Origin of the sequence: Bacillus chungangensis, assembly GCF_030812995.1 — a bacterium.
GTDB classification, from domain to species: Bacteria; Bacillota; Bacilli; order Bacillales; family Bacillaceae_C; genus Bacillus_CF; species Bacillus_CF chungangensis.
Window position 1 is genome coordinate 102,419 of the sequence record NZ_JAUSTT010000015.1, and the last position, 26,567, is coordinate 128,985.

Here is a 26,567-nt window from a genome sequence, read left to right on the forward strand (position 1 = left end):
CTATTGTTTAAATATATTGTCAGACGGATGCTTCAGACGATTCCGGTTATGTTGGGAGTGACGATTTTAGTATTTTTATTGATGCATTTAATTCCCGGAGACCCTGCGCAAATTATTGCTGGGGAAAGTGCTTCCCCAGCACAAGTGGAACAGATGCGTGAACAATTAGGCTTAAATGAGCCAATCCCAATGCAATACGGGAAATTTCTTGCAAAAATAGTTCAAGGCGACTTAGGGAACTCGATAAAGAGCAGCCGGCCAGTGGCAGAGGAAATTAGTTTAAGATTTTGGGTGACGCTTGAATTAGCAATTTATAGTACGATTCTAAGTGTTTTTCTAGGGTTGATAGCTGGCATTGTATCAGCGGTTAGAACGTATACGCTATCAGATATTGGCATCATGATTGCTGCTCTTTTTGGCTTATCGATGCCTAATTTCTGGCTTGGATTAATGCTGATCCAGTTTTTTTCAATAAAACAAGGATTTGTTCCACCATCAGGCTGGGGGAGCTGGGAGCAAGCGATTTTGCCTGTCATTACGCTTGGAACAGCGGGAGCGGCAATTATTGCGAGAATGACAAGGTCGAGCATGCTGGAGGTCATTAGTCAAGATTATATTCGTACAGCAAGGGCGAAAGGTGTCAAAGAACGAGTCGTTATTTACAGGCATGCACTCAAAAATGCCCTCATTCCTATCGTAACTATTGTTGGTCTTGAATTTGGCGCTTTGCTCGGGGGAACAGTTTTAACGGAAACAGTCTTTGCGATTAATGGGATGGGAAGGTTGATTATTGATGCGATTAGAATGCGCGATTTTCCAGTCGTTCAAGGTGCTGTCCTTGTTATTGCATTAATATTTGTCATTGTCAATTTATTTGTCGATATTTCCTATCGTGCTTTGAATAAGCGGATAGAACTAAATGGTTAAATGAGGTCAGATTATAGGGAAAAAGAGGTGTAATCTATGGAAGGGGTCAAACCTATTCTTGAAGTGCAGCAATTACGCACTTCCTTTTTTACTGATGAAGGAGAAATAAAGGCGGTCGATGGCATTAGTTTTCAATTGCAAAAAGGCAAAACACTCGGTATTGTTGGTGAATCAGGTTCGGGAAAAAGCATTACTTCCTTATCGATTATGAGATTGATACAGCAGCCTGGAAAGATTGTCGGCGGCGAAATCTTATTTAATGGAAAAAATCTGCTGGAAAAATCAGAAGCACAAATGCGAGAACTAAGAGGGAATCAATTGTCGATTATTTTTCAAGAACCGATGACCTCTTTGAACCCCGTCTATACAGTGGGCATGCAGATTGCTGAAGTCTTTCAAGTTCATCAAGGCCTGCGAAAGAAACAAGCGAGACAAAAAGCAGTAGAAATGTTAAGGATGGTCGGCATACCTTCTCCAGAGAAACGGTTGAATCAATATCCATTTGAGCTTTCTGGCGGTATGAGACAGCGTGTGATGGTTGCAATTGCCTTAGCATGCACCCCAGCGCTCTTAATTGCCGACGAACCAACGACCGCCTTGGATGTCACCATTCAGGCACAAATTTTAGATTTGATCAATGATCTCCAGCAGCGATTGCAGATGTCTGTTCTGATGATAACGCATGATTTAGGTGTTGTAGCAGAAACATGTGATGATGTTGCTGTCATGTATTGCGGCGAAATTGTTGAGTATGCAGATGTTAGAACCCTTTTTCGGACCCCAAAACATCCGTATACAGTGGGGCTGCTACAGTCATTGCCACGGCATGATGTTGAGCAAGAAGAGCTGCAGGCGATTCATGGTACAGTACCTAACGCAGCGGAAATGCCGACGGGCTGCCGATTTGCGCCGCGTTGTTCACATGCACGAACTATTTGTTATGAAAGACATCCAGCATTCATTTGCCAAGATAAAAAAAATCAAGTGCGCTGCTGGATGTATTCAGAAGTGTGGGATGGAGTTCAGGAGGTGGATAGAAATGACGAGCAGCGTCCTGTTGGAAGTTAATCATTTGAAGCAATATTTTCCGATTAAAGGCGGCTTTTTAGGGAGAACTGTTGATCATGTGAAAGCAGTTGATGATATTTCATTTGCTATTCATGAAGGGGAGACGGTAAGTGTCGTTGGTGAATCCGGCTGTGGGAAATCGACTACAGGCCGAGCAATTTTGCGATTGGATGAGCCAACTGCCGGTGAAATGATTTTTAACGGAATTGATTTAGTTTCTTTAAGTCGAAAGGCGATGAGAAAAAAGCGAAAAGAGATTCAAATGATTTTCCAAGATCCGTATGCTTCTCTTAATCCTCGCCAAACTGTCAGCCAGATTTTAGAGGAAGCGATGGCAATCCAGCAGGTGGCTCCAAAGCGGGAAAGACGGGTAAGAGCAATTGAATTAATGGAAAAGGTTGGGCTTTCTCCTTCTCATGCCGACCGTTATCCCCATGAATTCAGCGGGGGACAGCGTCAGAGAATTGGCATCGCGAGAGCACTTTCCGTTCAGCCAAAGCTCGTAATATGTGATGAAGCCGTATCGGCGCTTGATGTCTCTATACAAGCACAAGTACTTAACCTATTAAAACAGCTTCAGAAAGAATTCCAGCTTACTTACTTATTTATATCTCATGATTTAGGCGTTGTTCGGCATATTTCTGACCGCATCATTGTCATGTATCTTGGGAAAATTGTCGAGGTAGCAGATAAAACATCATTGTTTGAAAACCCAAGACATCCTTACACACAAGCATTACTTTCTGCCATTCCTATTCCAGACCCAGATAAAAAGAAAGAACGCATTGTCCTAAAAGGAGATGTGCCATCGCCAATCAACCCGCCATCTGGCTGTCGTTTTCATACGCGCTGCTTATATGCGACTGAACGCTGCCGTCACGAAGCGCCAATATTAAGAACAGCTACAATGATGAAGGAGAATCATACAGCAGCATGTCATTATTTGGAGGATATTTATAAAAGCATATCATTGCATTAACGAGAAAGGACATAGATAGATAGCTTTTGCACCTATAACGCAGAAAATTATCAGAAATCAACAAATTGTGTCATACATCTAAAAATTTTATATATTTAGTTGAATGTTTCATGCCCATTTTGATATATTAAAGATGTCATCATGCAAGTATTGGATGGATTTACAAAGAAGACCATCCAAAATGCTTTTTTGAATTTAAAAAAGGGGGGATATGCTTGAGAAAATCTACGTTTTCTTTAGCAGCTTTATTCATTGTTTTACTGTTGGCGCTTACGGGGTGTTTTGGTGGAGATGACTCTTCATCTGGTACTACAGAGAAGGCTGGCGGCAGTAAAAAAGGAGAAGAAACGAAGGGGAGCAGCGGTTCAAAAAAAGTTCTGCGACTTAATAATAATGAAGAGCCTGGTTCTTTGCATCCAGGATTAGCACAAGGTACACATGATTCATGGATTTTGGAACATGCTTTTGAAGGTTTAACAAAGAAAACGCCTGAAGGTGAAATTGTGGATGGGATGGCAGAAAAATGGGAATTAGCTGATGATGGTGTGACATGGACGTTCCACTTAAAAGATGACATCAAATGGTCTAATGGAGACCCTGTAACAGCTGAAGATTTTGAATTTGCATGGAAATATGCGCTAAGTCCTGAGGCTGCTGCTGACTATGCTTATCAGCTTTACTATATAAAAGGCGGAGAAAAATATAATAATGCAGAGGAAGGCGCTGATGTACAAACATTAGCGGATGCTGTTGGCATTAAAGTGGAAGATGAAAAGACACTAGTCGTAACGCTTGAGCAGCCGACACCATACTTTTTGGATTTAACATCTTTCTATACGTACTATCCTGTTAATAAGAAAGTACAGGAAGAAAATCCAGAATGGGCAGAGGAAGCAAAAACGTATGTGTCCAACGGCCCTTTTAAATTAGTTGAGTGGGAACATAAAGAAGGCATGAAGCTTGCGAAAAACGAACATTACTATGATCAAGATAAAATTCATTTGGACGAAGTTGATTTTGTCATCATCGATGATGAAAATACAGCATGGCAAATGTATCAGTCCGGACAATTAGACTTGGCTTACCCATTGCCGCAAGATGTACAAGGTCAATTAGGCGAGCAGAATGATCCTGAGTTTCATAAGGATAAAGATCTAGCAGTTTACTATTACAATATTAATACGAAGAAGAAGCCATTCAATAATGCAAAGATCAGAAAAGCATTTTCAATGGCGATCGATCGGAAAGTCATTGTTGAAAACGTCGCGCAAGGCGGTCAAAAACCAGCTTATTCCGTCGTTCCTCCAGGAATAGATGATGCACAAGGTGATTTCCAAGAAAATACCGGAGCATTATTTAAAGAAGATTTTGAAGAGGCGAAGAAGCTGCTTGCTGAAGGACTAAAAGAGGAAGGCCTGGAGGAAATCCCGCCAATAGATATCCTATATAATACGAACGAAGGACACAAAAGAGTTGCTGAGGCAGTTCAAGAAATGTGGCGTAAAAATTTAGGTGTTGAAGTAACGCTTCAAAACGTTGAATTCCAAGTGAAGCTTGATCGTGAAAAAGCTGGAGACTTTGAAATTTCTCGTGGCGGCTGGGTTGGCGATTATGTAGATCCAATGACATTTGTCGACCTGTGGTTAACAGATGGTCCATTCAACGATGCGAATTGGAGCAACCCAGATTACGATGAGTTCGTGAAATTTGCAAGAACATCGCTCGATCAAGAAGAACGTATGCAAAAGATGCATGATGCGGAGAAAATCTTAATGGATGAAATGCCGATTATCCCAATTTATTTCTATACGACGCCGTATGCCCTGAAATCGAATGTAACAGGTGTATACACGCCAATTAATTCTTACCCTCAATTTAAATACGCTGACATTGAATAGGAGAAGATGAAATCGAGGTATGCTCAATTGAGCATACCCTGATTTTTCATGAAAGGGTAAAGTATGATCTATTGCCTCTTAAAACAAAATGTCAGAGTGTTCGGAACAACTGGATAAGCAAGTGAATGAACGTTCTCGAAGCTGCTTTTCATCCAGTGAGGAAAGTTTCATCTTAATATGGGAGGGATGTTTATGCTGAAATATACATTCAAGCGCTGTTTATGGGCGATAGTGTCGATATGGGCTGTCATTACGATTACATTCATTCTCATGCACAGCATACCAGGTGATCCGTTTGCGAAAGAAGGGACGATGCCAGAGGCAGTATATAAAAACCTGCAACGTTATTACCATTTAGATAAGCCGCTTGTCGTTCAATATGGCCTATATTTAAAACAGCTTGTACAGTTAGATTTTGGCCCATCGTTAAAATCTAAAACACTTACAGTCAATGACTATATTAAAAAAGGCTTCCCTGTTTCATTGCACCTAGGTTTGCAGGCAATGGTGGTGGCTGTCGTATTCGGACTTATTTTTGGCGTGATTGCATCCTTAAATCGAAATCGCTGGCCCGATTATACTGCTACAATAATGGCGATTATCGGGATATCTGTACCTAGCTTTATTCTTGCCACCTTTTTAATTAACTATGTTGCTGTTGAGTGGAAACTGCTGCCAGTCGCAACGTGGAAGTCTTGGTCGCATACGATATTGCCGACTATTGCGCTTGCCATGATGCCAATGGCGCATATTGCTCGCTTAATACGTTCCAGTATGCTTGAAGTCATTAGCAACGATTATATTTTAACCGCAAAAGCGAAAGGGCTAGGCAGGGGTACAGTGATTGTGAAGCATGCAATCCGAAATGCCATTCTCCCAGTTGTGACAATGCTCGGAATATTGACCGTGAACATTGTAACTGGAAGTTTTATTATTGAGAGCATTTTTGGGATTCCTGGTATGGGAGAAATGTTTGTTAAAGGGATTTTCAATCGCGATTATCCAGTCATACTTGGTTCTACGGTTTTTTATAGTGCTATTCTCATCTTATTGGTTTTTATCGTAGATGTTGCCTATACATGGATTGATCCGAGAATTAAGGTGGCGGGGGAGAGTAAATGATGAAAAAGGAAATAAAGTTTACAGAAACTATGTTTTTGCCAGCAGAGGAGAATTTTAAAGAAGCAGAAAAAATTACGCGGCCAACTGTTTCCTATTGGTCAGACGCTTGGCGGCGCTTGAAAATGAATAAGCTTGCAATGGTTGGTCTCGCTATTATTATTCTATTAGTCATGATGGCGATTATCGGGCCGTATTTAAATGACTTTACATATTATGAGCAAGATTATACGAAGAAAAATCTGCGACCGAATGCAGAGCATTGGTTTGGCACGGATTCAGCTGGCAGAGATTTATTTACCCGCGCTTGGTACGGAGCAAGAATCTCTTTGTTTATCGGATTGGCAGCAGCATTGATTGACTTTGCAATCGGGGTTTTATACGGAGGAATTTCGGGAATGAAAGGCGGCAAGGTTGATAATGCGATGATGAGAATTGCAGAGATTATTTATGCTATTCCGTATTTGTTAATGGTTATTTTAATGATGGTCGTATTAGGCAGAGGTTTATGGACCATTATTATTGCAATGACGATTACAGGATGGATACCGATGGCGCGGCTCGTGCGTGGGCAAGTATTGCAGCTGAAGGAATACGAATTTGTCCAAGCTGCTAAAGTGATGGGAGCTAATACGACATGGACATTAAGAAAGCATTTAATACCTAATTCATTAGGACCAATTCTTGTGAATGTAACCCTCACTGTTCCAAGTGCGATTTTTGCAGAAGCAACGCTCGGTTTTTTAGGCTTGGGCATTCCTGCTCCAGAGGCGAGCTGGGGAACGATGGCTAGTGATGCGCTTGGCAGTATTTTGATCGGTAATTTCTATCAATTATTTGTGCCTGCAATTCTTATTTCGTTAGCAATGTTTGGATTTAACGTTCTTGGAGATGGCTTACGAGATGCGCTTGATCCTAGATTGCGAAAATAATAGAGAAGGAGTAGGATCAGCATGGCAAGTTTATTGAAAGTAAAAGACTTAAACATTTCATTCCACACATACGCTGGAGAAGTGCAAGCTGTTCGAGGAGTAAATTTTGAGGTAGAGCAAGGTGAAGCAGTTGCGATTGTAGGAGAATCTGGTTGTGGGAAAAGTGTGACAGCAAAAGCAATTATGAAGCTCCTGTCAACGCCTCCTGCATCGTACAAAAAAGGCTCCATTATTTTTAATGGCAAAGAGCTAATTAAAATGAAAGAGAAAGAAATGCAAAAAATCCGTGGGAATGAAATCAGCATGATCTTTCAAGATCCAATGACATCATTAAATCCTACTAGTAAAATCGGTTATCAAATTGTTGAAGCGGTGATGAAGCATAATCGGATCTCAAAAAAAGAAGCGAATAAAAGAGCGGTAGAAATGCTTGAATTAGTTGGCATTCCTCAGCCGTCAAAAAGAGCCAATCAATATCCACATGAGTTTTCAGGTGGGATGCGGCAGCGGGCAATGATTGCAATGGCACTGGCTTGTCAGCCAAGGCTCTTAATTGCAGATGAGCCGACAACAGCATTAGATGTAACGATACAGGCACAAATATTAGAGCTAATGAAGGAACTTCAGCAGAAAACAGAAACTTCTATTATATTAATTACCCATGATCTTGGTGTTGTCGCGGAAATGTGTGATAGAGTTATCGTCATGTATGCAGGAAAGGTCGTGGAGACAGGTACAACAAGGGAAATTTTTGAAAAGCCACAGCATCCTTACACGAGAGGATTACTTAAATCGGTTCCAAGGTTAGATATGGAAAAGAATAAACCACTTTCGCCTATTATTGGAACCCCTCCTGACTTGTTAGATCCCCCGATAGGATGTTCCTTTTTTCCAAGGTGTGAAGATGCGATGAGAATATGCAGAGAACATAGTCCAGAGCTAGAAAAGGTTGAAGACGGCCAAATCGCAGCATGCTGGCTTCATCATCCGATGGCTAAAACAAACAATCAGAAACCAGCAGTAATCAGTCAAGGAATGGGGGAGAGTAAATGAAAATCGATAACCTAGAAACGAAAAATAAAACAATGACCTCCTCAACTCCCCTTATTCAGGTGAAAAATTTAAAAAAGTACTTTTCAGTAGGGGGACATGATTTAAAAGCTGTCGATACATTAAACCTTGACATTTATCCAGGTGAAACAGTCGGTCTTGTTGGTGAAAGCGGCTGTGGAAAATCAACAGCGGGAAGAACGATTATTCGATTATATGAACCCACAGATGGAGAAGTGTTTTATAATGGAAAAAATATTTTTTCCTATAACGACAAAGAAATGACAAGGATGCGCCGTGATATTCAAATGATTTTTCAAGATCCATATGCATCTTTAAATCCGCGCATGACAGTACAGGAACTGATTGGAGAGCCTCTCGCCATTCATCAAATCGCAAGAGGAAAAAAAAGACGGGAACGTATAGAAGAGTTACTAAAGCTTGTTGGATTAAATCCAGAGCATATTAGCCGTTTTCCGCATGAATTTAGCGGCGGCCAACGCCAGCGGATTGGCATTGCCCGCGCCTTGGCATTGAATCCGAAATTTATTGTCTGTGATGAACCAATTTCCGCACTCGATGTTTCCATACAAGCCCAAGTCGTTAATCTGTTAAAAGAGCTACAGCAAGAAATGGGGCTCACCTATTTATTTATTGCCCATGATCTATCCATGGTAAAATATATTTCTGATCGCATTTTAGTTATGTATCTAGGCAATATGATGGAGCTTTCTGAGAGCGGCCAGTTATATGACAATCCGCTTCATCCATATACGAAAGCACTGTTGTCCGCAGTTCCAATACCTGATCCAAATTTACAGCGGGAACGAATTGTGCTGCAGGGAGATGTGCCAAGCCCGATCAATCCACCGAGTGGATGTGTGTTTCGAACACGATGTACGCATGCAATGGATATATGTGCAAAGCTGAAGCCAGAATGGATAGAAGTAGAAAAAGGGCACTATACGGCCTGTCATTTATATTAAAAATAGGGGCGGCAGAAAACTTTCTTTTCGCCGCCCCTTAGACTTTTTTATTTTTAATAAATACACGATGGCAAACGTAATAAATTGCCATATTAAGCCGTTTCCTTTTAGGGAACCGTTCTTCCCGCTTTTCTGCTAGATTGTCATTGCATGCGATTAAGCATGAATGAGCGACTTTTCTTTCATCGTTCCTTTCTCTACGAAGTTTGTATGCCAAGACAATGCTTTTTCTAGCACATGCGGCGTATGTCCGCCTCTCAATCTCGCCTCTTCAAAATAAGCGCGCAACTGTTCGCGATACATTGGGTGGGCACAATTTTCAATGATGACTGCTGCCCGTTGGCGAGGGGATAAGCCACGAAGGTCCGCATACCCTTGTTCAGTAACAACAACATCGACATCATGTTCAGTATGATCAACGTGAGAAACGAAAGGAACGATACTAGAAATATCACCGCCCTTTGCAATTGATTTCGTCACGAAAATGCCAATTCGAGCATTGCGGGCAAAATCGCCAGATCCTCCGATCCCATTCATCATTTTTGTCCCAAGCACATGGGTAGAGTTCACATTCCCGTAAATATCAAGTTCTAATGCCGTATTAATAGAAATAAGGCCAAGTCTGCGAATAATTTCAGGATGATTGGAAATCTCTTGAGGCCGGAAAACTAAATAGTCTCGGTATTGATCGAAATTCGCATAGACATGTTTCATTTTCTCTTCAGATAGGGTAATAGAACATCCTGAAGCAAAAGTTACCTTTCCAGCATCAATTAATTCAAAGATAGCGTCCTGTAAAACTTCTGAGTATACTTCAAGATCAGTAAATTCTGAATGCAGCATACCATTCAATACTGCATTTGCAACAGAGCCGATGCCAGATTGGATTGGTGCCAGTTTTTCCGTTAAGCGGCCTAATTTGATTTCTTTGCGAAAGAAATCAAGCAGATGGTTGGCAATTATTTGTGTTTCTTCATCAGGTTGAACGATAGTCGATGGTGAATCGAGCTGATCAGTAATAACGATTCCTTTTACTTTGTCAGGATGAACAGGGATGCCAATTTTCCCAATTCGTTCATCAACGGTTTGAAGAGACAGCGGGGCTCTCATCCCTTGCTGTTCCATGAAATAAATATCATGAAGACCTTCAAATCCTGATGGAGCAGCAACATTTAATTCAATAATGACATGCTTTGCATGTTCAACGAAGACAGGTGAATTGCCAACGGAAGCTGTTGGAATGATCATGCCGTCTTCTGTAATAGCAGTTGCTTCTATAATCGCATAGTCAATCGGCTTCCATACTTTCGAGCGGACCCACTCCGCACAATGCGATAAATGCTGATCGACAAAATGAATGTCACCTTCATTAATTTTTCCTCGCATAACCGCATCAACTTGAAATGGCATTCGCGTTTCAATGATGCCTGCCTCCGCCAATTTTTTATCCACGTCAGACCCTAAAGAAGCTCCTGTATAAACATTCACCTTGAGCGTCTCCGTTTTTGCCCGTTCAGCAAGGGCAATAGGAACCGCTTTCGCATCGCCAGCACGTGTAAAACCACTTAAACCTAAAGTCATACCATCTTGAATCCAAGAAGCTGCTTCTTCAGCCGAAACAATTTTATCTTGCAACTGTACATTTCGAATAAGTGTATCCCAATCCTTTTTCAGTTTCATTTTAACCACCTATCCCATTTTTTCAAATATTCTATCAGTGTCTTACTTCTCATGCATGTATATTGGAATGAAAAGGCTTTAATTTGGAATTAGGCAGCATTAAATTGAGTGAAAAATAATGCAACTCGTTAGATGATTACGAAAAAATGCAAACAAATAATGTAGCATTGTTAGAATGAATTCCTTTAAAGAATACTGCAGCTAAGAGACGAAACACACGAAAAAAAAGCGCTTACTGCGCTTTTAATTAAAAACATAATAGTTTGCGAAAATAACTTGCATAGCTTTGGCTGACTGGCACTTTTGATTTGTCATTCATGATTAATAGAAAGGTAGAGTGAGAATCTGGGTGAATTTCTGCGATATGATGAATGTTCACAATGTAAGATCGATGACAGCGAACGAAAATATCGTTAGGAAGAAAATATTCGATCTCACTTAAATTAAATTTATGGGTACCATTCCCAAGCTTTGATTGGACATGAGTTTTCCGATTTTGCGCTTCTAAAAACGTGATTTTATCATAGGGAATTGGCAGCCAGCGATCTGTCGTTTTGACCGTTAAAAACGGCGTCGGAAATGTCAGCGGCTCTCTAGGTAAAATAGCAGTGACAGCTCCTCTTGGTTCATTGTCTTCTAAGATCGGGATCGACATTCCATAGTAAGGAGTTCCAAATACATGACTATCCTTATATTCTGAAATGCGTTGTTGTTCTGCTAAGGCTTTAAACGTTACTGTATCTTCATCTACTTTTTTGCCGGGCTGGATTTTCAAGTCTACTTGCTTGCTTGGCTGATAATAAATCCAGTTCTTTTCATCAGCGATCGCAATGGATGTTTCTTGGGGAAAAAGTTCACTAACGACATTCATAATGGAAGAAACAGTTGATTGATCCAATGATATCACCTCAAAATATATGCTTGTTGATGATGTTGTAAAGAGGCAGGCAGCCTCTCTTTAATACTAAATACACTATAAAAATTATAGCATGTATTTTATGAAAAATGGGAAAATGACCTCTTTTTCATCCGATATAGAACAGTTATTAAGATGATTAGGTACAAATAGAATAAGAGAATAGCAGTCGAAGTTTCAATTGAGAATCATATTCAAGTGTGGTACGGTAAAAGTATCTTGTCAAACAGGGGTGCCGGAGATGGATAAACGGGAGATTGAATTAAAAATTAGAGAATTAAAAATAGACTACGTTCGTATTCAAGCTGATCTTGAGAAGGTTGTGAATGTTGGAGCAAATCCTCATCAAGGCGAAAAAATACTGGAAGAGATGGAGCAGGAATTGCGTTCGCTCTATCAACAATTAGAAGCACTGGAAAAATGAAGAGAAGTTACCATACGAAACATCAGGCGTACATTCCTGGTGTTTTTTTATGCATTTTCTAAAAAAGGATAGACGTGGAAAGGAATTTCACACATAATGAAAGCATTCAGAAATATGAGTCATGAAGAAAAAGAATCAATTTTATAGATAAAGAGGTGAATAAATTGCAGCATCGCATTTTACTCGTGGACGATGATCCTGCCATCAGTGAGATGGTACAACATTTCCTTGAGAAGGAAGGCTTTCATGTATCTACAGCTGTTAATGGCGAAGAGGGGCTTGCACGCTTCTTGAATACGTCTTTTCATTTAATTTTAATTGATATCATGATGCCGAAACTAGATGGCATTGAGACAATAAAGCGCATACGAGAGCAAAGCGCCGTTCCCATTTTAATTATGTCCGCAAAGGATAGTGATGTCGATAAAGCATTAGGGTTAGGTTTTGGAGCGGATGATTATATTGCAAAGCCGTTTTCAATGATCGAGTTATTAGCAAGAATCAAAGCTGCTATTAGACGCTCGACAACATATTCCATTCAAGATGAAAAAGCAGCAAAATCAAATGTGATTACTTGCGGTCTATTAAAAATTGATATAGATAACTTTTCAGTAATGAAAAATAACGAAGAGATAAAACTGACATCGAAAGAATTCGCATTATTAAAATTGTTTGCTTCCCATCCAAATCGTGTGTTTACCAAGGAACAAATCTACAGCCTTATATGGAAAGACGATTACTTTGGCGATGAGAACGTTATTAATGTACATATAAGAAGACTAAGAGAAAAAATCGAAGATCAGCCTTCTGCCCCTAAGTATATTAAAACGCTATGGGGAATCGGCTATAAATGGGAAGGTCATAACAAATGACAATTTTTTTACTCGCGATTATTCTTGTATTGATCTGCGCACTATGTTTCCAATTTCAAAAGTATAAAGCTAGAACCGTAAATTTAACGCTTATTCATAATAAACTGCAGCAAATCACTACTGAGCATTCAAATGAGAAATTGCTTGTGTTCACTGGCGATCGAGCGCTTATTCCCCTCTTAATCGAAATCAATCAGCTTTTAGACCATCATCACAAGGTTTTAGCCGATTATGCCAAAACAGAAAGATCAATGAAGAAAATGATTTCTAATGTGTCTCATGACTTGAAGACGCCGCTCACAGTCGTATTAGGCTATCTTGAAATGATGATGATAGATAAGAAGATGAGTGCAGAAGAGACAACTGCTTTGCATTCTAAAGTATATCAAAAAACGATTGAAGTGCTGGAATTGATCGAGCAATTTTTTGATTTGGCAAAGCTAGAAGCAGGAGATCAGGAGCTAGAAATAACAAAGGTTCATATGAATGAAATTTGCAGACAAAACATCCTGGCTTTTTATGATGTACTAACAGTGAAAGGGTTTAACGTTCATATTGAAATTCCTGATGAGCCCGTATTTGCACGAGGCAATGAAGAAACACTGAATAGAATCTTTAACAATTTAATAGCGAATGCGATCCTGCATGGCGGAGAAGGCAAGACGGTCGGGTTAACGTTGAAAAGCGATGAACATGCCGTGTATGTAGACATTTGGGATAAGGGAAAAGGCATCGCTGCTCTTTATCAAGACGAAGTGTTTGAGCGTATGTATACCCTTGAAGATTCTAGAAACAAAGCATCCCAAGGAAGTGGATTGGGTCTTACCATTACGAAACGGCTTGTAGAAACATTAGGTGGAACGATCCACTTATCTAGTCAACCTTATGTAAAAACATCCTTTTCACTCACATTAAAAAGAATGGATCATTCGTTCTGATTAGTTTGAGTAATGACTTAAAAATTTTGTAAGTTTTGATTAAGAAAAAAGAGATGTTCAATCATTAAAATAAAGTGATACAAGAATTTCGCCCTCACATCTTACGGCTCTAAGCAAGAACGTTTTTCACGCTAGTAAGGATATGGAAAGTTTTAAGCGAGGAACACGCTGCTAATGGGAGTTTCTTTGCAGGTGAGAGACGAAAGGAGAAATGTGATGACTTATATTTTAAGAACAAAGCAATTAACAAAGGTGTTTAATGGCAAAGAAGTAGTATCAAATGTCAGTATGAACGTAAGAAAAGGCGAGATTTATGGTTTTTTGGGGCCAAATGGTGCTGGTAAAACAACGATCATGAAGATGATCACAAATTTAGTGAAACCTACGAGCGGAGAGATCAGCATTTTTGGTGAAAAATTAACGAATACTTCTTATCACCTGTTAGGAAGAATGGGGACGATTATTAATTATCCAGTATTTTTTGACAAACTAACCGCAAAGGAAAATTTGGATTTGCATTGTGAATATATGGGGTATTATAACAAACAGGCCATTGATGAGGCACTCAAGCTCGTCAACTTACAAGATATTGAAGGGAAAGCGGTCAAGGATTTTTCCCTTGGGATGAAACAAAGACTTGGAATTGCAAGAGCGATTACAACGAAACCAGAATTGCTGATTTTAGATGAACCGATTAATGGGCTTGATCCAATTGGGATTAAAGAGTTTCGCCAATTATTTAAACATTTGTGCAAGGAATATGGGATCACCATTTTGGTTTCTAGCCACATTTTAGGCGAAATCGAACAAATGGCGGACACGATAGGCGTGATCAATCACGGAAGATTAATAGAAGAAGTGGCGATGGAGCATATTCGCGAACAGCATACCGAGTATATTGAATTAGTAACGAACAATTGTAAGAAAGCGACATTCGTCTTGGATCATCACTTGCAGCTATCCAATTTTAGAGTGATTGACAATCAGATTATCAGACTATACGATTCCAAAGTACCTCAAAGTGATATCATGAAAACACTCGTTCTCCATGATGTGTTGATTGAATCGATACACAAGAAAAATAGTTCTTTAGAAGATTATTTTTTTGCCTTATTAAATGGGGGTAAGAAAAGTGCTTAAATTGCTGCATTTAGAAATGAGGAAATATAAAATAGGTGGTTTTATAAGAGGTGCTATCATTGCAAATGCCATCCTACTTGGCTTCTTCCTTCTAATTAGTTTTGATTTTACAAAAGCAGGCGGTTTTGCTTTTCAAGATTATCAAGAGGTATTTTCAGTCATTGATTCCCTAGTAAGAGGTACGTTTATCGTGTTTGCGGCAGTTCTTTTATCTCGATTTGTCATTGGTGAATTTAAAAATCAAGTGATCACGGTTCTCTTTATGTATCCTATTAATCGAAAGAAAATGATGATGGCAAAGATACTCATTGTCGTGATATTTACATTTTTAGCAATTGTGACTGCTAATCTCTTTATTAACATAAGCTTTTACTTATTAGATACAAAGTTCCATTTCGTACCAGAATCATTAACAACGTCTCTTGTGATAAAAAATAGCATCAAAATGCTCATGAATGCTTTAGCTGCCAGCAGTATGTGCTTGATTCCTCTTTATGTTGGCATGAAAAAATATTCTATTCAAATGACAATTGTTACTTCTCTGCCGATTGTTGCCATGGTTACCTCTAGTAGCGGCGGCGTTACCTTCAATGACATTATTGCAGTTCCTCTCACCTTAGCTTTTATAGGAGCTTTTATCGCCTATTTGACGATTAGAAATGTAGAGAAAATAGATATTACATGTTAATGTTTGCAGGGGGAAAGAGCAGCTACTCTAACTTGTTGGTGTGGAGCAGCTGCTCCTTTTCTGAATTGGGAAGCAAATTCTCATCTAATGAATCGATTGTTGATTACTGCGCTTTTCTCATGATAAAGCGTTCAAAGCCTACGATCACTCGATAATAGCCTGCTAAATATTCGTTGACAGTCGATTCACCGCTATCAATTAAAAGCGAACGCATCCCAATTCCTGTTAATTTGCTCTGCGGTGCGACAATCATGATATTTTCTTTTTTTACTTTTTTAATGATTTGTGCGCTTAACTGCGGGTTGCCTCTCCCAAATATATAGCCTTGTCCGCCAATAATCGTGACAATGATTTTAGCGCGTTTGCCATCTATTAATGTGAGAATCTCTTTCTCTGTTAGGTCTGTGCCTATGAGCTTTCTATTGCATACTGCATCAATGCCGAGAAGGGTGCAAGGAAGTTCTAATGCATCCAATATAGCCGCAGTCGTCGTACCAGGGCCGATCAAATAAATTGTGTCCCGTTCCATCTTTTGAATGATGAAGGATGCAATGTTTTGAACGATGTTTTCTTCGCCTTCAGCACGCGACGATTTTAATGTTTGGATAAGTTGGTTATCGTGAGGAACGCGCATATAGCCATACAGCTTTGCGGTTACTCGATTTGAGCGGAATGCTTCTTCATCAATGTCCATCACTTCTCCAAGCGTTGTTTTTGTTATATTTCCTGTTAAAAATTTTCGTGCTGATTCTCCTGCATTGGCAGGATTCGTTGCGTAAACAGCTGAGTGAATTTTTACTCCTGCAGGGATGCCAATGACGGGAATGACATCTTCATTCACTTTGCAAATATTGCGGGCTGTGCCATCTCCTCCTGCAAATAATAATAGATCTACCTTCATTTCAAGCATTTTTTTCACTGCATTCATCGTATCAAGTGGAGTTGTTCTCCCTGCTTCGATTGAAAGGGGAATGATTTTTGGTGAAAATCCCATCTCAAGTGCAGCTGTTTCTCCCATATCATGCGGTGCAGTCCAAAGCTCAAAATTATCTTTAATGGAACGTAATTGCGCAAGTGCTTGCTTTGCTTTATTTGCTGACTCCGGTATGGCGCCTCTTTTGATTGCTTCTTTTAAAATTTCTAATCCGTCGCTTCCCTTCAATCCAACTTTGCCGCCCATTCCAGCGATTGGATTTAAAATAAAACCTAGTTTTTTCATGTAACCACCTCGATGGAATGACTTTGCTTGGAATCCATGTTTATGCTGAAACGAAAGGAGGGCAGGGCACTTAACAGAAACGCCGCTGCCTTCTCCTTTAAACTTTCATTTTATGCCTCTTTTTTAAAAACGCACGCCATGTTAATGCCCATTGCTTTGGATCATTTAGGGCAGCTTCGTTGTTTCGCTTATGAGAAGCAGCGCGATGAGGTGCATTCTTCACAAGTTCAGGGTTTTCGCGGGCTTCTTGGGCAATTTGTTTTAAGACTTCGTAATACTCGTCCATATCCGCTTTTGAGTATGTTTCACAAGGTTCTAAAGTCATTGGTTCGGGAATTTCCCACGGATGATGGCTTGTAAAATAATGTGGAATTCCGTAATCAGCGACACGGTTGCGGATATCCATTGTTCCGACACCTGTTTCTGCTGTCAGTTCTTCCCATGTATAGCGAACTTGCTCCATCCGGCGCACGCCGTTGTCTGCAAATGCTTCTGATAATCCCGGAATGCTTAAAAGCTTCTTCTCTAAATAATTATTGTTAATAACCGAAATCTCTGCACATTCGCGTAGTCCTTCTGCACCTAAGCTCATAACCCAAGCGTACGCTCGTAAAATAACGCCAGCTGTCCCCATGAAGTCGCGCACTTTCCCAATCGTAAGCGGATTGTCTGATTTTAAGGAATAACGTTCGCCATCATACTCAACGAGTGGCACTGGCAAATAATCGGCAAGTTCTTCTGTACAACAGAAAGCGCCGTTGGCAGGGCCGGAGCAGGCATGCGGTGTACCGAATGTTTTATGGACATTGAAGTGGCACATATCAAAACCGGCTTCTCTCGCACGTGCAACACCTAGGAATGCGTTGGCATTTGCTTGGTCATAAAAGCAAAGTCCACCGACATCGTGAACAATTTTGACAAACTCATCTACTTTTGGATTGAATAAGCCGATGTCTTCAGGGTTTGTCATAAAAATCGCTGCAGTCCGTTCTGAAACAGCTGCTTTAAGTGCTTCAATATCAGGAATGCCATTTTCATCTGGATAAAGAGTAATAATTTTAAAACCAGCTGTTGCCGGAGCAGCTGCATCACAAGGGTGTGAGAAGATCGTTGTGATGATCTCATCCCTCGTATCAAGCTCTCCTTTTTCTTCCCAATATTTTCGCACAATACTTGCCGCTGTAAAAACTGCTTGGTTGCCGCCGCCAGGCTGCAAACTGACGCGATCCATGCCTGAAACTTCTTTCAGCATATGTTCGAATCGATAATAGATTTCGAGAATGCCTTGTACTGTGCTTTCGTCTTGGCAAGGATGCAAATCAGAAAAACGAGGATCTTTAACGAAATCTTCATTGATTCTTGGGTTATATTTCATTGTACAAGTACCTTGACTAATATCATTCGCAATATTCGAGCCTAACGTTTCTTGTGAAAGATGCAAATAGTGAGCAAGAACATGTTTTTGCGATACTTCTGGCAAATTTACTTTTTCTTTTCGTCTCATATGTTCAGGAAGCTGAGCAAAAACATCGCCGGCCTCTTCAATGATTTCTTTTTCAGGCTTCGGTACATGGATGCCCCTTTCGCCCGGTGAAGATAGTTCATAGATAATTGGTTCATTCCATCGTGCTTGCTGGAAATCTTTTCGTATTTTCGTCATCAATGTTTCCTCCCCTCTACGCTTCAAGAATGTCTTTTAAGGCATGAGCCAATTTTTCAATATCTGCTTGCGTATGAATTTCTGTTACACAAAAGAGTGCGCTTTGTCCAAATTGAGGGAATTCCTCGCTGAGATCTTTACCGCCAAAGATTTCGTATTGAAGCAAAGATTTATTAATCTCTGCAACCGTTTTGCCTGTATCATCAAAATTAACAATCAATTCTTTAAAGTGGGCATTTTGCAAAACCGGCGCTTTTACTCCTGGAAGCTTGGCAAGCTGCTTTGCTAAATACGTGCTTCTCTGCATGATGCCTTCTCCTAATTCCCGCATTCCATGGGGGCCAAGGAGGGCTAAGTAAACACCAGCTGCAATACCGTATAAAGCTGTTGTTGTACCAACGAAATCCTTTCCTTTTTCGCGAACGGCATAGGACGTTCTTTCAAAAAAGACATCGCCAAACCCATATTCGCCTTCTTTTTGCGTCGTTGTAATCCCAAACATTAATGTCGGATATTCAGCAACATACTTTTCTTCATCTTTACTAGCAATAAAGCCGGATAATCCACCGCCCCATTGCATATGATTACCAAAAGGCTGCAATTCGCCGCAAACAATATCAGCTCCATATTGTCCTGGAGGGGTGAGAACGCCTAACGAAGACGGATCGACTCCGACAATCATTTCCGCACCAAATTGATGCGCTAAACTAGCAATCTCTTTACCTTGTAATTCAACAAATCCAAGATAGGAAGGGTTTTCAATATAAACAGCAGCAGTGTCTTTAGACAATGCTTGTTTAAGATAATGAAGGTCCATCAATCCACTTTGCGGATCGAATGGAATTTTTTTCAGCGTAAGATCAGGCCGGCAGTAATTTTCAGCAACGGCAAACCGACTAGGGCTCATTGTTTCAGCAACAAGTATTTCTTTGCGCCCCGTCATCCGCGCTGCCATTCGAAACGAGATGCCAATCGCATTTCCCCAGTCGTATGTAGGGGTGCTGACAACATCCATATCCACTAGTTCACCGACCATACTGGAGGTTTCAAATAAAGCTTGTCCTTTTCCATGATCGCCATATAAGTCGCCAACATACGCAGTCAAAAATTCATCCCGCGACACAATGGTATCGACTACGGAAGGAACGTAATGCTGCCATGTACCAGCGCCTAAGAAGCTCAAGTACTTTGAACAGGAAATATTTTTTTCAAGAATAGATTCAACGTGTTTCTTTAATTCATACTCAGATAGAATAGGTGCTGGGATGTCCATCTTTTCTTTGAAGCGTAAATGTTCTGGAATTTCTTTGTAAATATCCTCTACACTATCGATGCCGATTTCCTTTAACAGTGTTTCCTTCATTTCAGGAACAGAATTCGGCATGTACGGAAAAACAGTTTTGTTGCTCACTCTATTCGCCTCCTTGGATGTCATTTCTAAATCTTTCCATGTCATTAATTTATCAATTTTGCAAATGGCTGTCAATATAGGGTGTTTTTACATGATGGAAATAAATTGATAAGATAAGCTGCTTTTTGGTTATGATCTGGGGTTTTATCGTATTTTTAGATAAGATTAAACGCTTACAACATTGAAAGTGAAAGAACGGCTTACTACCATCTATGGTTAACTTCTCATCATTCAGGGAAAGAGTAAGATAAAAGTATTCACCTAATGAAAAAAAGTTGGATACAATAAAGTGTCCATAAGATTATGAAAAGGAGGCAACAAATGGAACATCATACTTTAAATTATTATGCTGGTGGAAATACGGCGAGAGGCTTTTATTCTTTATTTGAATCTAACTTAATTGGTTTGGAGCGAATATTTATTTTAAAGGGCGGACCTGGTACAGGAAAGTCGCACATAATGAAGAAAATAGCAAATAAATGGGGGAGTAGAGGGTTCAACCTTGAATTAATCCACTGTGCATCTGACAATAGTTCATTAGACGGTGTTATCATTCCTCAATTGAAATTCGGTATAGTAGATGGGACTGCTCCTCACGTCATTGAACCGCAAGCACCAGGAGCAATAGAAGAATATGTGAATTTAGGAGAGGCGTGGGATTCAACACAGCTAGCGGAGCGGCGAACTGATATACTGCGTTATCAGGAGAAAATTAAATGTGCGTATCAAAACGCTTACGATGTTTTCGCAAGCGGGTTAACGGTTCATGATGAATTAGAAAAGATTTTTATCAGTGAGATGGATATTAAAAAAGCAAATCAAGTTACTGATGAAATACTGAAAGATCTATTTGCAAATGTGAAAAGTACAAGACAACAGTCCACTATTCGCCGACGTTTTTTAGGTGCTACAACGCCACAAGGACCAGTTGATTTTCTTCCAAACATCACAGAGGGATTAGATAAGCGATACTTTTTAAAAGGGAGAGCAGGAACGGGGAAATCAACGATCTTGAAAAAAGTTGCCAAAACCGCAGAAAGCTACGGATTTGACATCGAAATCTATCATTGTGGATTAGATCCAGAGAGCCTAGATATGGTGCTCGTACGGGAACTAGGCTGGGCAATTTTTGATAGTACTGCCCCACATGAATATTTTCCGGAAAAGCCAGAAGACGAAGTGATCGACATGTACGAAAAAACGATTACGCCAGGCACTGATGAGAAATATGCCGATAAAATTGAAGTTGTTGCGAATAAATACAGAGCTTTAGAGAAAGAAGGCGTAGCAAACTTAGGCAAGGCGAAATCATTGCACGATGAATTGGAACACATTTATATCGATGCGATTAATTTTGCTGTTATTGACAATATGTATGAGAAGATTGAAGAGGAGATAGAGCGGCTGGCCAAATCATAATTTCTATGAGTTTCTTTTTAGAAGCATGTTGAATTGACGTGCCATACTCATGCCATTTCCTAAAGGATAATGTGGAGCTTTGACGTTAGCAGCTCCCCGAGTTTGCTTTTTTCAGCAAAGAGGGATCATTTGCTAAAACATGTAATCTGTAAAGCCCTTCCTCATTTCTTTTGATAGAAGATGATGTTAAAGATAGGATTCATCATCTTATGATTTTTTACGAGTGTTCTTGGAGCATCCATAGAACGCTTTTATTTTTTTTATGAAAATACAATTTATTCCACATCTAACTACTCTAGAGGTGAGTAATGAGAAGTGAGAAGTGGGAAGGGAACTTCTTTATCTCCTCTTCCTTCAATTTTAGTAAATGTTCGATTGGTTCTGGCCGACAGGACAAGGAAAGCTTAGGCAGCGATACATCGCACGAAGAAAAGCGGTTTCCTTTTCGAGGACGCCTGCGATCTTAGCCTTTGTTCTACTTCTTATCAGTGGGGAATGAAAGAAAACCCCCACTCATGGAAGTTTCACTTTATCAGAAAGGTTGACCCAATGTCTACACCATTTTATGATTATGAGTAATCGTTAAAACGAAAAATACGTAGATGGGGGAATAATCATTGGGGTCATTGATACAGAAAATTACGGAGGATTTAAATCGCCTTTCGGCTGCCGAACGTAAAATCGGCGAATATATTGTTCAACATCCAGAATTAATCCCAAACATGACAACAAAAGAATTATCTAAAAAAGCTAGCGTCAGTGAAGCAAGTGTCGTTCGTTTTTGCAAGTCTATTGGAATTGGCAGTTTTAAATCATTTAAATTAGAACTTGTCAAAGACTTAACGCTAGCGGACATGAACCTAACAGACTTTTCAATTTTGAAAAAAAAGGATTCCCCGTATGATTTGCTGCATAAAGTAACATATGTGAATAAATCTGCTATAGAATCAACATTAGCTTCCTTAGATAAAAAAGAGTACAATAAGGCATTTGAAGCTTTAATGCACGCTAATCGCGTTGTCTTTTTTGGAGTTGGTGGCTCAGCTACTGCTGCTTTTGATGCCCATTATAAGTTTACAAGGCTTGGCTATCATTCGAATACAGCATTTGATTTTCACTATATGCTCTCACATATTGCCTATTTAACAGAAAAAGATGTTTTTATCGCTATTAGTATGTCGGGAAAAACGAAAGATGTGTTAGAGTTGTCGCGGTTTGCTCAGAAAAAGGGAGCAACGGTCATTGCGATTACAAATATTGATAAATCACCTCTTTATAAAGAAGCAGATATCCGGCTTTGCACACCAAATGTGGAAAGCGATTTTAGAATCGGCAGTTTATCATCAAGAATGACACAGTTAACGATCATTGATGCACTATATATAAGCATTTTTAATAATATCGGAGAAAATATTGTTGAACATTATCGCGAAGCAAGAAATGAAGTTGTCCATCTGCGCAGATAAAGATTGTCGATATTCCCATGTAAACGCAGACGATCATTTGCATGGGATGAAATTATTTTGTATTTAATGAAATTATGATTCATAAAAATAGAATATTATATTGACACGAAATTTCTTTTAGGTACAATGAAGATAACAATACAAATTTTAAGGGTGATAAAATGCTTGACAATCTTACAACAGAAAAGAGAAATCACTCCACAATGCATTTAGATGAAATGTCTATAATGGAAATTTTAGAAGTGATGAATAAGGAAGACCAATCAGTGGCATTAGCTGTAAAAAAAGAACTTTATCATATTGAAAAGGGAGTTCAATTTGTCGTAGCTGCATTTAAGCAAGGAGGAAGATTAATATACTTAGGAGCCGGTACAAGTGGGAGGCTAGGTATATTAGATGCAGCAGAATGTGTACCAACTTTTGGTTCTTCACCCGATATGGTTCAAGGCTTTATTGCCGGTGGTGTGAAAGCGTTGACAGAAGCGGTCGAGGGGGCAGAAGATGACGCCAATCTCGGAGAAGAGGATTTAAAAAAGGTGTCATTAACAGCAAAAGATGTCGTTGTTGGAATGGCAGCAAGTGGACGTACTCCTTATGTGATCGGAGCGCTGAAATATGCACAAAAAATCGGTGCAAAGACGGTGAGCGTTGCCTGCAATAAACAAGCTCCAATGAGTCAGTATGCAGATGCTGCAATCGAGGTAGAGACTGGCCCTGAAGTGTTGACAGGTTCGACACGTTTAAAAGCGGGCACTGCCCAAAAGTTAGTATTAAATATGATTTCTACAGCAAGTATGATTGGAATTGGAAAGGCATACGAAAATTTGATGGTAGATGTCCGGCCAACGAACAAAAAGCTGATGGAACGCTCAAAACGAATGATCATGGAAGCAACTGATGTCGACTATGAGACGGCAGAATCATATTTTGAGCAGGCACATCATCATGTGAAAACAGCAATTGTCATGATTCTATTGCAATGTTCATACGAAACAGCAAAAGAAAAGCTTCAAGCTTCCAAAGGGTTTGTTCGCAAAGCAATCAAAACGAATCATAGCAATCACTCATCTTAAAAAGCCATAATGCAAGCTTTTGGCAATCAAAAAGGAGGAGTCACCATGAGTAAGGAGAAGCAGATTGCAGATGGGATTTTAAAGCATATCGGCGGCAAAGGCAATATTAGAAAACTAACACACTGCATGACAAGAGTGCGCCTCGAATTGAAAAATGATGATCTGGCGGACATATCTGAGTTGAAAAAGATAAATGGCGTCATGGGTGTTATTGAGGATGATACGCTGCAAATTGTTGTCGGACCTGGTACGGTGAATAAAGTTACCGCTGTTTTAAGTACAGAAACTGGGTTGGCAATAGGGGAAGAAGCGGCCTTGACAGAAGATGAACTAACATTTAGTGAAAAAGCAGAGATGGACAGAGCGAATCGAAAACAAAAGAATAATACACCAATTAAGAATTTTTTACGGCGAATTGCTAATATTTTCATCCCACTTATTCCTGGATTAGTCGCTTCAGGAGTAATCAATGGTGCTGCCAACTTTGCGAAGAATGCAGGCGTGAATCCAGAAACTACTTTAATGCAGATCCTGCTCTTGTTAGGAAGCGGCGTGTTTGCCTATTTAGGTATTTTGGTTGGTTGGAATACGGCGAAGGAATTTGGGGGGACGCCTGTTCTAGGCGCCATTGCAGGGATGTTTTTATTTAATCCGATGCTAGCGGATATCACCATTTACGGGCAAGCGCTTACTCCTGGCCGGGGCGGCCTCTTTGGTGTCATATTTGCAGCATGGCTTATGACGGTTGTGGAAAAGCAAGTGAGAAAAGTGATGCCAAATGCGATCGATATCATTTTTACCCCTTTAATTACGATTCTCGTTGTCGGATTTGTTTCTTTATATGCTGTGCAACCGATTGCAGGTATTTTATCAGACGGCATAACAATTGGACTTAATCGTATTTTAGATATCGGTGGATTTATTTCAGGGGCTTTGCTTGCAGGCTTCTTTCTTCCGTTAGTAATGGTTGGGCTTCATCATGGCCTGACACCTATCCATTTGGAAATGATTAATTCTTTTGGCAGCACCGCTTTATTGCCAATTTTAGCAATGGCAGGTGCAGGTCAAGTCGGTGCGGCGCTCGCGATTTATGCTAAAACAAAAAATAAACAATTGCGGAATATTATTAAAGGTGGTCTGCCTGTTGGCTTCCTTGGAATTGGCGAGCCGCTGCTTTATGGAGTTACACTCCCGCTTGGCCGCCCATTTGTTACCGCTTGCTTTGGCGCAGCAGTTGGCGGCGCTTTTCAAGCAATTATGAAAACAGCAGCTGCAGGCATTGGTGTTTCTGGTATTTCCCTCACTCCGTTGATTGTAGACAATAAATACTTGTATTACTTTTTAGGACTCGTATTAGCCTACTTATTTGGCTTCATTTTTACGTACTTGTTCGGCTTTAAAGAGGAAATGGCAGATAATATTTCTTAAAGGAAAGCTGCAGATGGGCAAAGACCCATCTGTTTACGTTTCTATTAAATTGCGAAGAAAGGATGAACTTGATGCTTGGCATTTCAGCGTATTTGACAACAGAATCGATGAAAAAACAAGAGTTCTATTTTAAAAAAGTGAGTGAGAAGGGATTTACGTCTATTTTTACCTCTTTGCATATTCCTGAAGCAAATCCAGCAGTCTATAAAGAAAGACTTCAAGAGCTTGGGCAGCTTGCGCAGAAATATGGCATGGAACTGATGGCGGACATTTCCCCGAAATCACTTCAATATTTAGGATATACTTGGGATAACGTAGAGGAAATACTTCATTGGGGTGTAACTGGACTGCGCATTGATTATGGGATTGAAGATGAGAAAATTGCACAGCTATCGAAAAAAATGAAAGTAGCTTTAAATGCGAGCACCTTAACAGAAGAAGGCTTGGAAAAGCTTAAACATGCTGGTCTTAACTTTTCTAACACAGAAGCTTGGCATAATTTTTATCCACGCCCTGAAACAGGGTTGGGCCTTGAAAATGTACAAGAACGCAACAAGTGGCTGCAGGAAAAAGGTTTAGCAACCATGGCCTTTATTCCTGGGGATGAAAAGCTGCGCGGCCCTTTGTTTAAAGGATTGCCAACGTTAGAAGACCATCGCTGCGCCTCTCCTTTTGCTGCTTATATGGATTTAAAAGAGATTGGCTTTGTTGATAAAATCTTAGTAGGCGACGTTGAACTAAGCGATGCTTCTTTGGAACAATTTTCTGCAATGCAAGAAGGGTTTTTCTTATTAAGAGCAAAAGCTTATGCGGATCAAGAGCTTACTGATGTTCTAACCACTATACAGACGAATCGCTTTGACGAAGCAAGGGATTGTATCCGTTCAATGGAATCACGACAATATGGACTAATGGGCCATCGTTCAGCGAAGCCTTTCAATACAATTGATCGGGAAATAGGAAGCATTACCATTGATAATGAAAAATATGGCCGCTATCAAGGAGAAATTCAAATTACAAAACGTTCTTTAAAATCTGATGAAAAGGTGAACGTAATCGGAAAAGTAATTGAGGATGATATTCCACTGCTACCTTATATAAAAGGAGGAAGAAAGTTTAAAATAAGGTGGGTCTAGCAATGTACACGATAAGATGAATCAGGGAGATGCGCCTCCCTGATTTTTTCATGTGCGACGGGCAGTCGCACCTTGTGTAGCTTTGCTACACAAATGAATTGTTAAAGGTTGGAATACGTTACCTAGGTAAAAACGATT

The 26,567-nt window shown here is 39.9% G+C and carries 23 protein-coding genes; 18 read left to right on the forward strand and 5 right to left on the reverse strand.

Annotated features, from left to right (window positions below):
* Window positions 1-3 precede the first annotated feature (3 nt).
* The 8 genes from nikB (at window position 4) to J2S08_RS13240 (ending at window position 8,959) form a co-directional block, all read left to right on the forward strand.
* Window positions 4-927 (forward strand): nickel ABC transporter permease, encoded by a 924-nt coding sequence (gene nikB / locus J2S08_RS13205; RefSeq protein ID WP_307230234.1) that lies wholly within the window; start codon window positions 4-6, stop codon window positions 925-927.
* A gap of 36 nt (window positions 928-963) precedes the next feature.
* Window positions 964-1,995, forward strand: coding sequence for an ABC transporter ATP-binding protein (locus J2S08_RS13210; RefSeq protein WP_307230237.1), 1,032 nt, complete (start codon window positions 964-966; stop codon window positions 1,993-1,995).
* On the forward strand, window positions 1,967-2,974 hold the full coding sequence (locus J2S08_RS13215) for an ABC transporter ATP-binding protein (protein ID WP_307230239.1): 1,008 nt from the start codon (window positions 1,967-1,969) through the stop codon (window positions 2,972-2,974). The genes J2S08_RS13210 and J2S08_RS13215 overlap by 29 nt, the downstream gene beginning before the upstream one ends.
* A 215-nt stretch (window positions 2,975-3,189) precedes the next feature.
* Window positions 3,190-4,872: a peptide ABC transporter substrate-binding protein gene (locus J2S08_RS13220; protein ID WP_307230241.1), complete on the forward strand. Its 1,683-nt coding sequence runs from the start codon at window positions 3,190-3,192 to the stop codon at window positions 4,870-4,872.
* Window positions 4,873-5,064: 192 nt separating this feature from the next.
* Window positions 5,065-5,994, forward strand: a complete 930-nt coding sequence (locus J2S08_RS13225) for an ABC transporter permease (RefSeq protein WP_307230243.1) — start codon at window positions 5,065-5,067, stop codon at window positions 5,992-5,994.
* Window positions 5,994-6,923 (forward strand): ABC transporter permease, encoded by a 930-nt coding sequence (locus J2S08_RS13230; RefSeq protein WP_370875686.1) that lies wholly within the window; start codon window positions 5,994-5,996, stop codon window positions 6,921-6,923. The genes J2S08_RS13225 and J2S08_RS13230 overlap by 1 nt, the downstream gene beginning before the upstream one ends.
* Window positions 6,924-6,944: 21 nt before the next feature.
* Window positions 6,945-7,976 (forward strand): ABC transporter ATP-binding protein, encoded by a 1,032-nt coding sequence (locus tag J2S08_RS13235; RefSeq protein WP_307230247.1) that lies wholly within the window; start codon window positions 6,945-6,947, stop codon window positions 7,974-7,976.
* A gap of 32 nt (window positions 7,977-8,008) precedes the next feature.
* Entirely contained in the window at window positions 8,009-8,959 is a 951-nt protein-coding gene (locus J2S08_RS13240; protein WP_370875689.1) for an ABC transporter ATP-binding protein, read from the forward strand.
* Between the two features lie 156 nt (window positions 8,960-9,115).
* Here J2S08_RS13240 and J2S08_RS13245 read toward each other — a convergent pair whose 3' ends face one another.
* Both J2S08_RS13245 and J2S08_RS13250 read right to left on the reverse strand, forming a co-directional pair.
* Window positions 9,116-10,639, reverse strand: coding sequence for an acetyl-CoA hydrolase/transferase family protein (locus J2S08_RS13245; RefSeq protein ID WP_307230250.1), 1,524 nt, complete (start codon window positions 10,637-10,639; stop codon window positions 9,116-9,118).
* A gap of 247 nt (window positions 10,640-10,886) precedes the next feature.
* Window positions 10,887-11,537 (reverse strand): LytTR family DNA-binding domain-containing protein, encoded by a 651-nt coding sequence (locus J2S08_RS13250; RefSeq protein ID WP_307230252.1) that lies wholly within the window; start codon window positions 11,535-11,537, stop codon window positions 10,887-10,889.
* A 259-nt stretch (window positions 11,538-11,796) separates the two neighbouring features.
* Between J2S08_RS13250 and J2S08_RS13255 the strand changes: the two genes are divergently transcribed.
* From J2S08_RS13255 to J2S08_RS13275, 5 genes are all read left to right on the forward strand, one after another.
* The gene (locus J2S08_RS13255) at window positions 11,797-11,979 is read left to right on the forward strand and encodes an SE1832 family protein (protein ID WP_307230255.1); all 183 of its coding nucleotides are present in this window, start codon (window positions 11,797-11,799) and stop codon (window positions 11,977-11,979) included.
* A gap of 164 nt (window positions 11,980-12,143) precedes the next feature.
* Entirely contained in the window at window positions 12,144-12,851 is a 708-nt protein-coding gene (locus tag J2S08_RS13260; protein ID WP_307230256.1) for a response regulator transcription factor, read from the forward strand.
* Window positions 12,848-13,789 carry a sensor histidine kinase gene (locus J2S08_RS13265; RefSeq protein WP_307230258.1) on the forward strand — a complete coding sequence of 314 codons (942 nt, stop codon included), beginning with the start codon at window positions 12,848-12,850 and terminating at the stop codon, window positions 13,787-13,789. Before J2S08_RS13260 ends, J2S08_RS13265 begins: the two co-directional genes overlap by 4 nt.
* 216 nt (window positions 13,790-14,005) lie before the next feature.
* The gene (locus tag J2S08_RS13270) at window positions 14,006-14,929 is read left to right on the forward strand and encodes an ABC transporter ATP-binding protein (RefSeq protein WP_307230260.1); all 924 of its coding nucleotides are present in this window, start codon (window positions 14,006-14,008) and stop codon (window positions 14,927-14,929) included.
* The gene (locus tag J2S08_RS13275) at window positions 14,922-15,617 is read left to right on the forward strand and encodes an ABC transporter permease (RefSeq protein WP_307230262.1); all 696 of its coding nucleotides are present in this window, start codon (window positions 14,922-14,924) and stop codon (window positions 15,615-15,617) included. The genes J2S08_RS13270 and J2S08_RS13275 overlap by 8 nt, the downstream gene beginning before the upstream one ends.
* Window positions 15,618-15,720: 103 nt before the next feature.
* On the opposite strand, the gene J2S08_RS13280 is transcribed toward J2S08_RS13275, so the two are convergent.
* The 3 genes from J2S08_RS13280 to gcvPA form a co-directional block, all read right to left on the reverse strand.
* Complete coding sequence (locus J2S08_RS13280; RefSeq protein ID WP_307230263.1) at window positions 15,721-16,836, reverse strand: ATP-NAD kinase family protein; 1,116 nt, start codon at window positions 16,834-16,836, stop codon at window positions 15,721-15,723.
* 97 nt (window positions 16,837-16,933) lie between these two features.
* Window positions 16,934-18,496, reverse strand: coding sequence for an aminomethyl-transferring glycine dehydrogenase subunit GcvPB (gcvPB, locus tag J2S08_RS13285; protein ID WP_307230265.1), 1,563 nt, complete (start codon window positions 18,494-18,496; stop codon window positions 16,934-16,936).
* A gap of 16 nt (window positions 18,497-18,512) precedes the next feature.
* Window positions 18,513-19,880, reverse strand: a complete 1,368-nt coding sequence (gene gcvPA, locus J2S08_RS13290) for an aminomethyl-transferring glycine dehydrogenase subunit GcvPA (RefSeq protein ID WP_307230286.1) — start codon at window positions 19,878-19,880, stop codon at window positions 18,513-18,515.
* Window positions 19,881-20,228: 348 nt separating this feature from the next.
* Between gcvPA and J2S08_RS13295 the strand changes: the two genes are divergently transcribed.
* The 5 genes from J2S08_RS13295 to J2S08_RS13315 all read left to right on the forward strand — a co-directional run bounded on the left by J2S08_RS13295 (window position 20,229) and on the right by J2S08_RS13315 (window position 26,429).
* Window positions 20,229-21,326 carry a PRK06851 family protein gene (locus J2S08_RS13295; protein ID WP_307230266.1) on the forward strand — a complete coding sequence of 366 codons (1,098 nt, stop codon included), beginning with the start codon at window positions 20,229-20,231 and terminating at the stop codon, window positions 21,324-21,326.
* Window positions 21,327-21,943: 617 nt separating this feature from the next.
* The gene (locus tag J2S08_RS13300) at window positions 21,944-22,792 is read left to right on the forward strand and encodes a MurR/RpiR family transcriptional regulator (RefSeq protein ID WP_307230268.1); all 849 of its coding nucleotides are present in this window, start codon (window positions 21,944-21,946) and stop codon (window positions 22,790-22,792) included.
* 161 nt (window positions 22,793-22,953) lie between these two features.
* Window positions 22,954-23,865, forward strand: a complete 912-nt coding sequence (gene murQ / locus J2S08_RS13305; protein WP_307230270.1) for an N-acetylmuramic acid 6-phosphate etherase — start codon at window positions 22,954-22,956, stop codon at window positions 23,863-23,865.
* A 45-nt stretch (window positions 23,866-23,910) separates the two neighbouring features.
* Window positions 23,911-25,293 carry a PTS transporter subunit EIIC gene (locus tag J2S08_RS13310; RefSeq protein ID WP_307230272.1) on the forward strand — a complete coding sequence of 461 codons (1,383 nt, stop codon included), beginning with the start codon at window positions 23,911-23,913 and terminating at the stop codon, window positions 25,291-25,293.
* Window positions 25,294-25,364: 71 nt separating this feature from the next.
* On the forward strand, window positions 25,365-26,429 hold the full coding sequence (locus tag J2S08_RS13315) for a DUF871 domain-containing protein (RefSeq protein ID WP_307230274.1): 1,065 nt from the start codon (window positions 25,365-25,367) through the stop codon (window positions 26,427-26,429).
* Window positions 26,430-26,567: the final 138 nt, after the last annotated feature.

Coding starts and splice junctions, on each gene's coding strand:
- J2S08_RS13210 (WP_307230237.1), top strand. CDS start 964: ATGGAAGGGGTCAAACCTATTCTTGAAGTGCAGCAATTACGCACTTCC.
- J2S08_RS13215 (WP_307230239.1), top strand. CDS start 1,967: ATGACGAGCAGCGTCCTGTTGGAAGTTAATCATTTGAAGCAATATTTT.
- J2S08_RS13225 (WP_307230243.1), top strand. CDS start 5,065: ATGCTGAAATATACATTCAAGCGCTGTTTATGGGCGATAGTGTCGATA.
- J2S08_RS13230 (WP_370875686.1), top strand. CDS start 5,994: ATGAAAAAGGAAATAAAGTTTACAGAAACTATGTTTTTGCCAGCAGAG.
- J2S08_RS13235 (WP_307230247.1), top strand. CDS start 6,945: ATGGCAAGTTTATTGAAAGTAAAAGACTTAAACATTTCATTCCACACA.
- J2S08_RS13240 (WP_370875689.1), top strand. CDS start 8,009: ATGACCTCCTCAACTCCCCTTATTCAGGTGAAAAATTTAAAAAAGTAC.
- J2S08_RS13245 (WP_307230250.1), bottom strand. CDS start 10,639: ATGAAACTGAAAAAGGATTGGGATACACTTATTCGAAATGTACAGTTG.
- J2S08_RS13255 (WP_307230255.1), top strand. CDS start 11,797: ATGGATAAACGGGAGATTGAATTAAAAATTAGAGAATTAAAAATAGAC.
- J2S08_RS13265 (WP_307230258.1), top strand. CDS start 12,848: ATGACAATTTTTTTACTCGCGATTATTCTTGTATTGATCTGCGCACTA.
- J2S08_RS13270 (WP_307230260.1), top strand. CDS start 14,006: ATGACTTATATTTTAAGAACAAAGCAATTAACAAAGGTGTTTAATGGC.
- J2S08_RS13280 (WP_307230263.1), bottom strand. CDS start 16,836: ATGAAAAAACTAGGTTTTATTTTAAATCCAATCGCTGGAATGGGCGGC.
- gcvPB (WP_307230265.1), bottom strand. CDS start 18,496: ATGACGAAAATACGAAAAGATTTCCAGCAAGCACGATGGAATGAACCA.
- gcvPA (WP_307230286.1), bottom strand. CDS start 19,880: ATGCCGAATTCTGTTCCTGAAATGAAGGAAACACTGTTAAAGGAAATC.
- J2S08_RS13295 (WP_307230266.1), top strand. CDS start 20,229: ATGGAACATCATACTTTAAATTATTATGCTGGTGGAAATACGGCGAGA.
- murQ (WP_307230270.1), top strand. CDS start 22,954: ATGCTTGACAATCTTACAACAGAAAAGAGAAATCACTCCACAATGCAT.
- J2S08_RS13310 (WP_307230272.1), top strand. CDS start 23,911: ATGAGTAAGGAGAAGCAGATTGCAGATGGGATTTTAAAGCATATCGGC.
- J2S08_RS13315 (WP_307230274.1), top strand. CDS start 25,365: ATGCTTGGCATTTCAGCGTATTTGACAACAGAATCGATGAAAAAACAA.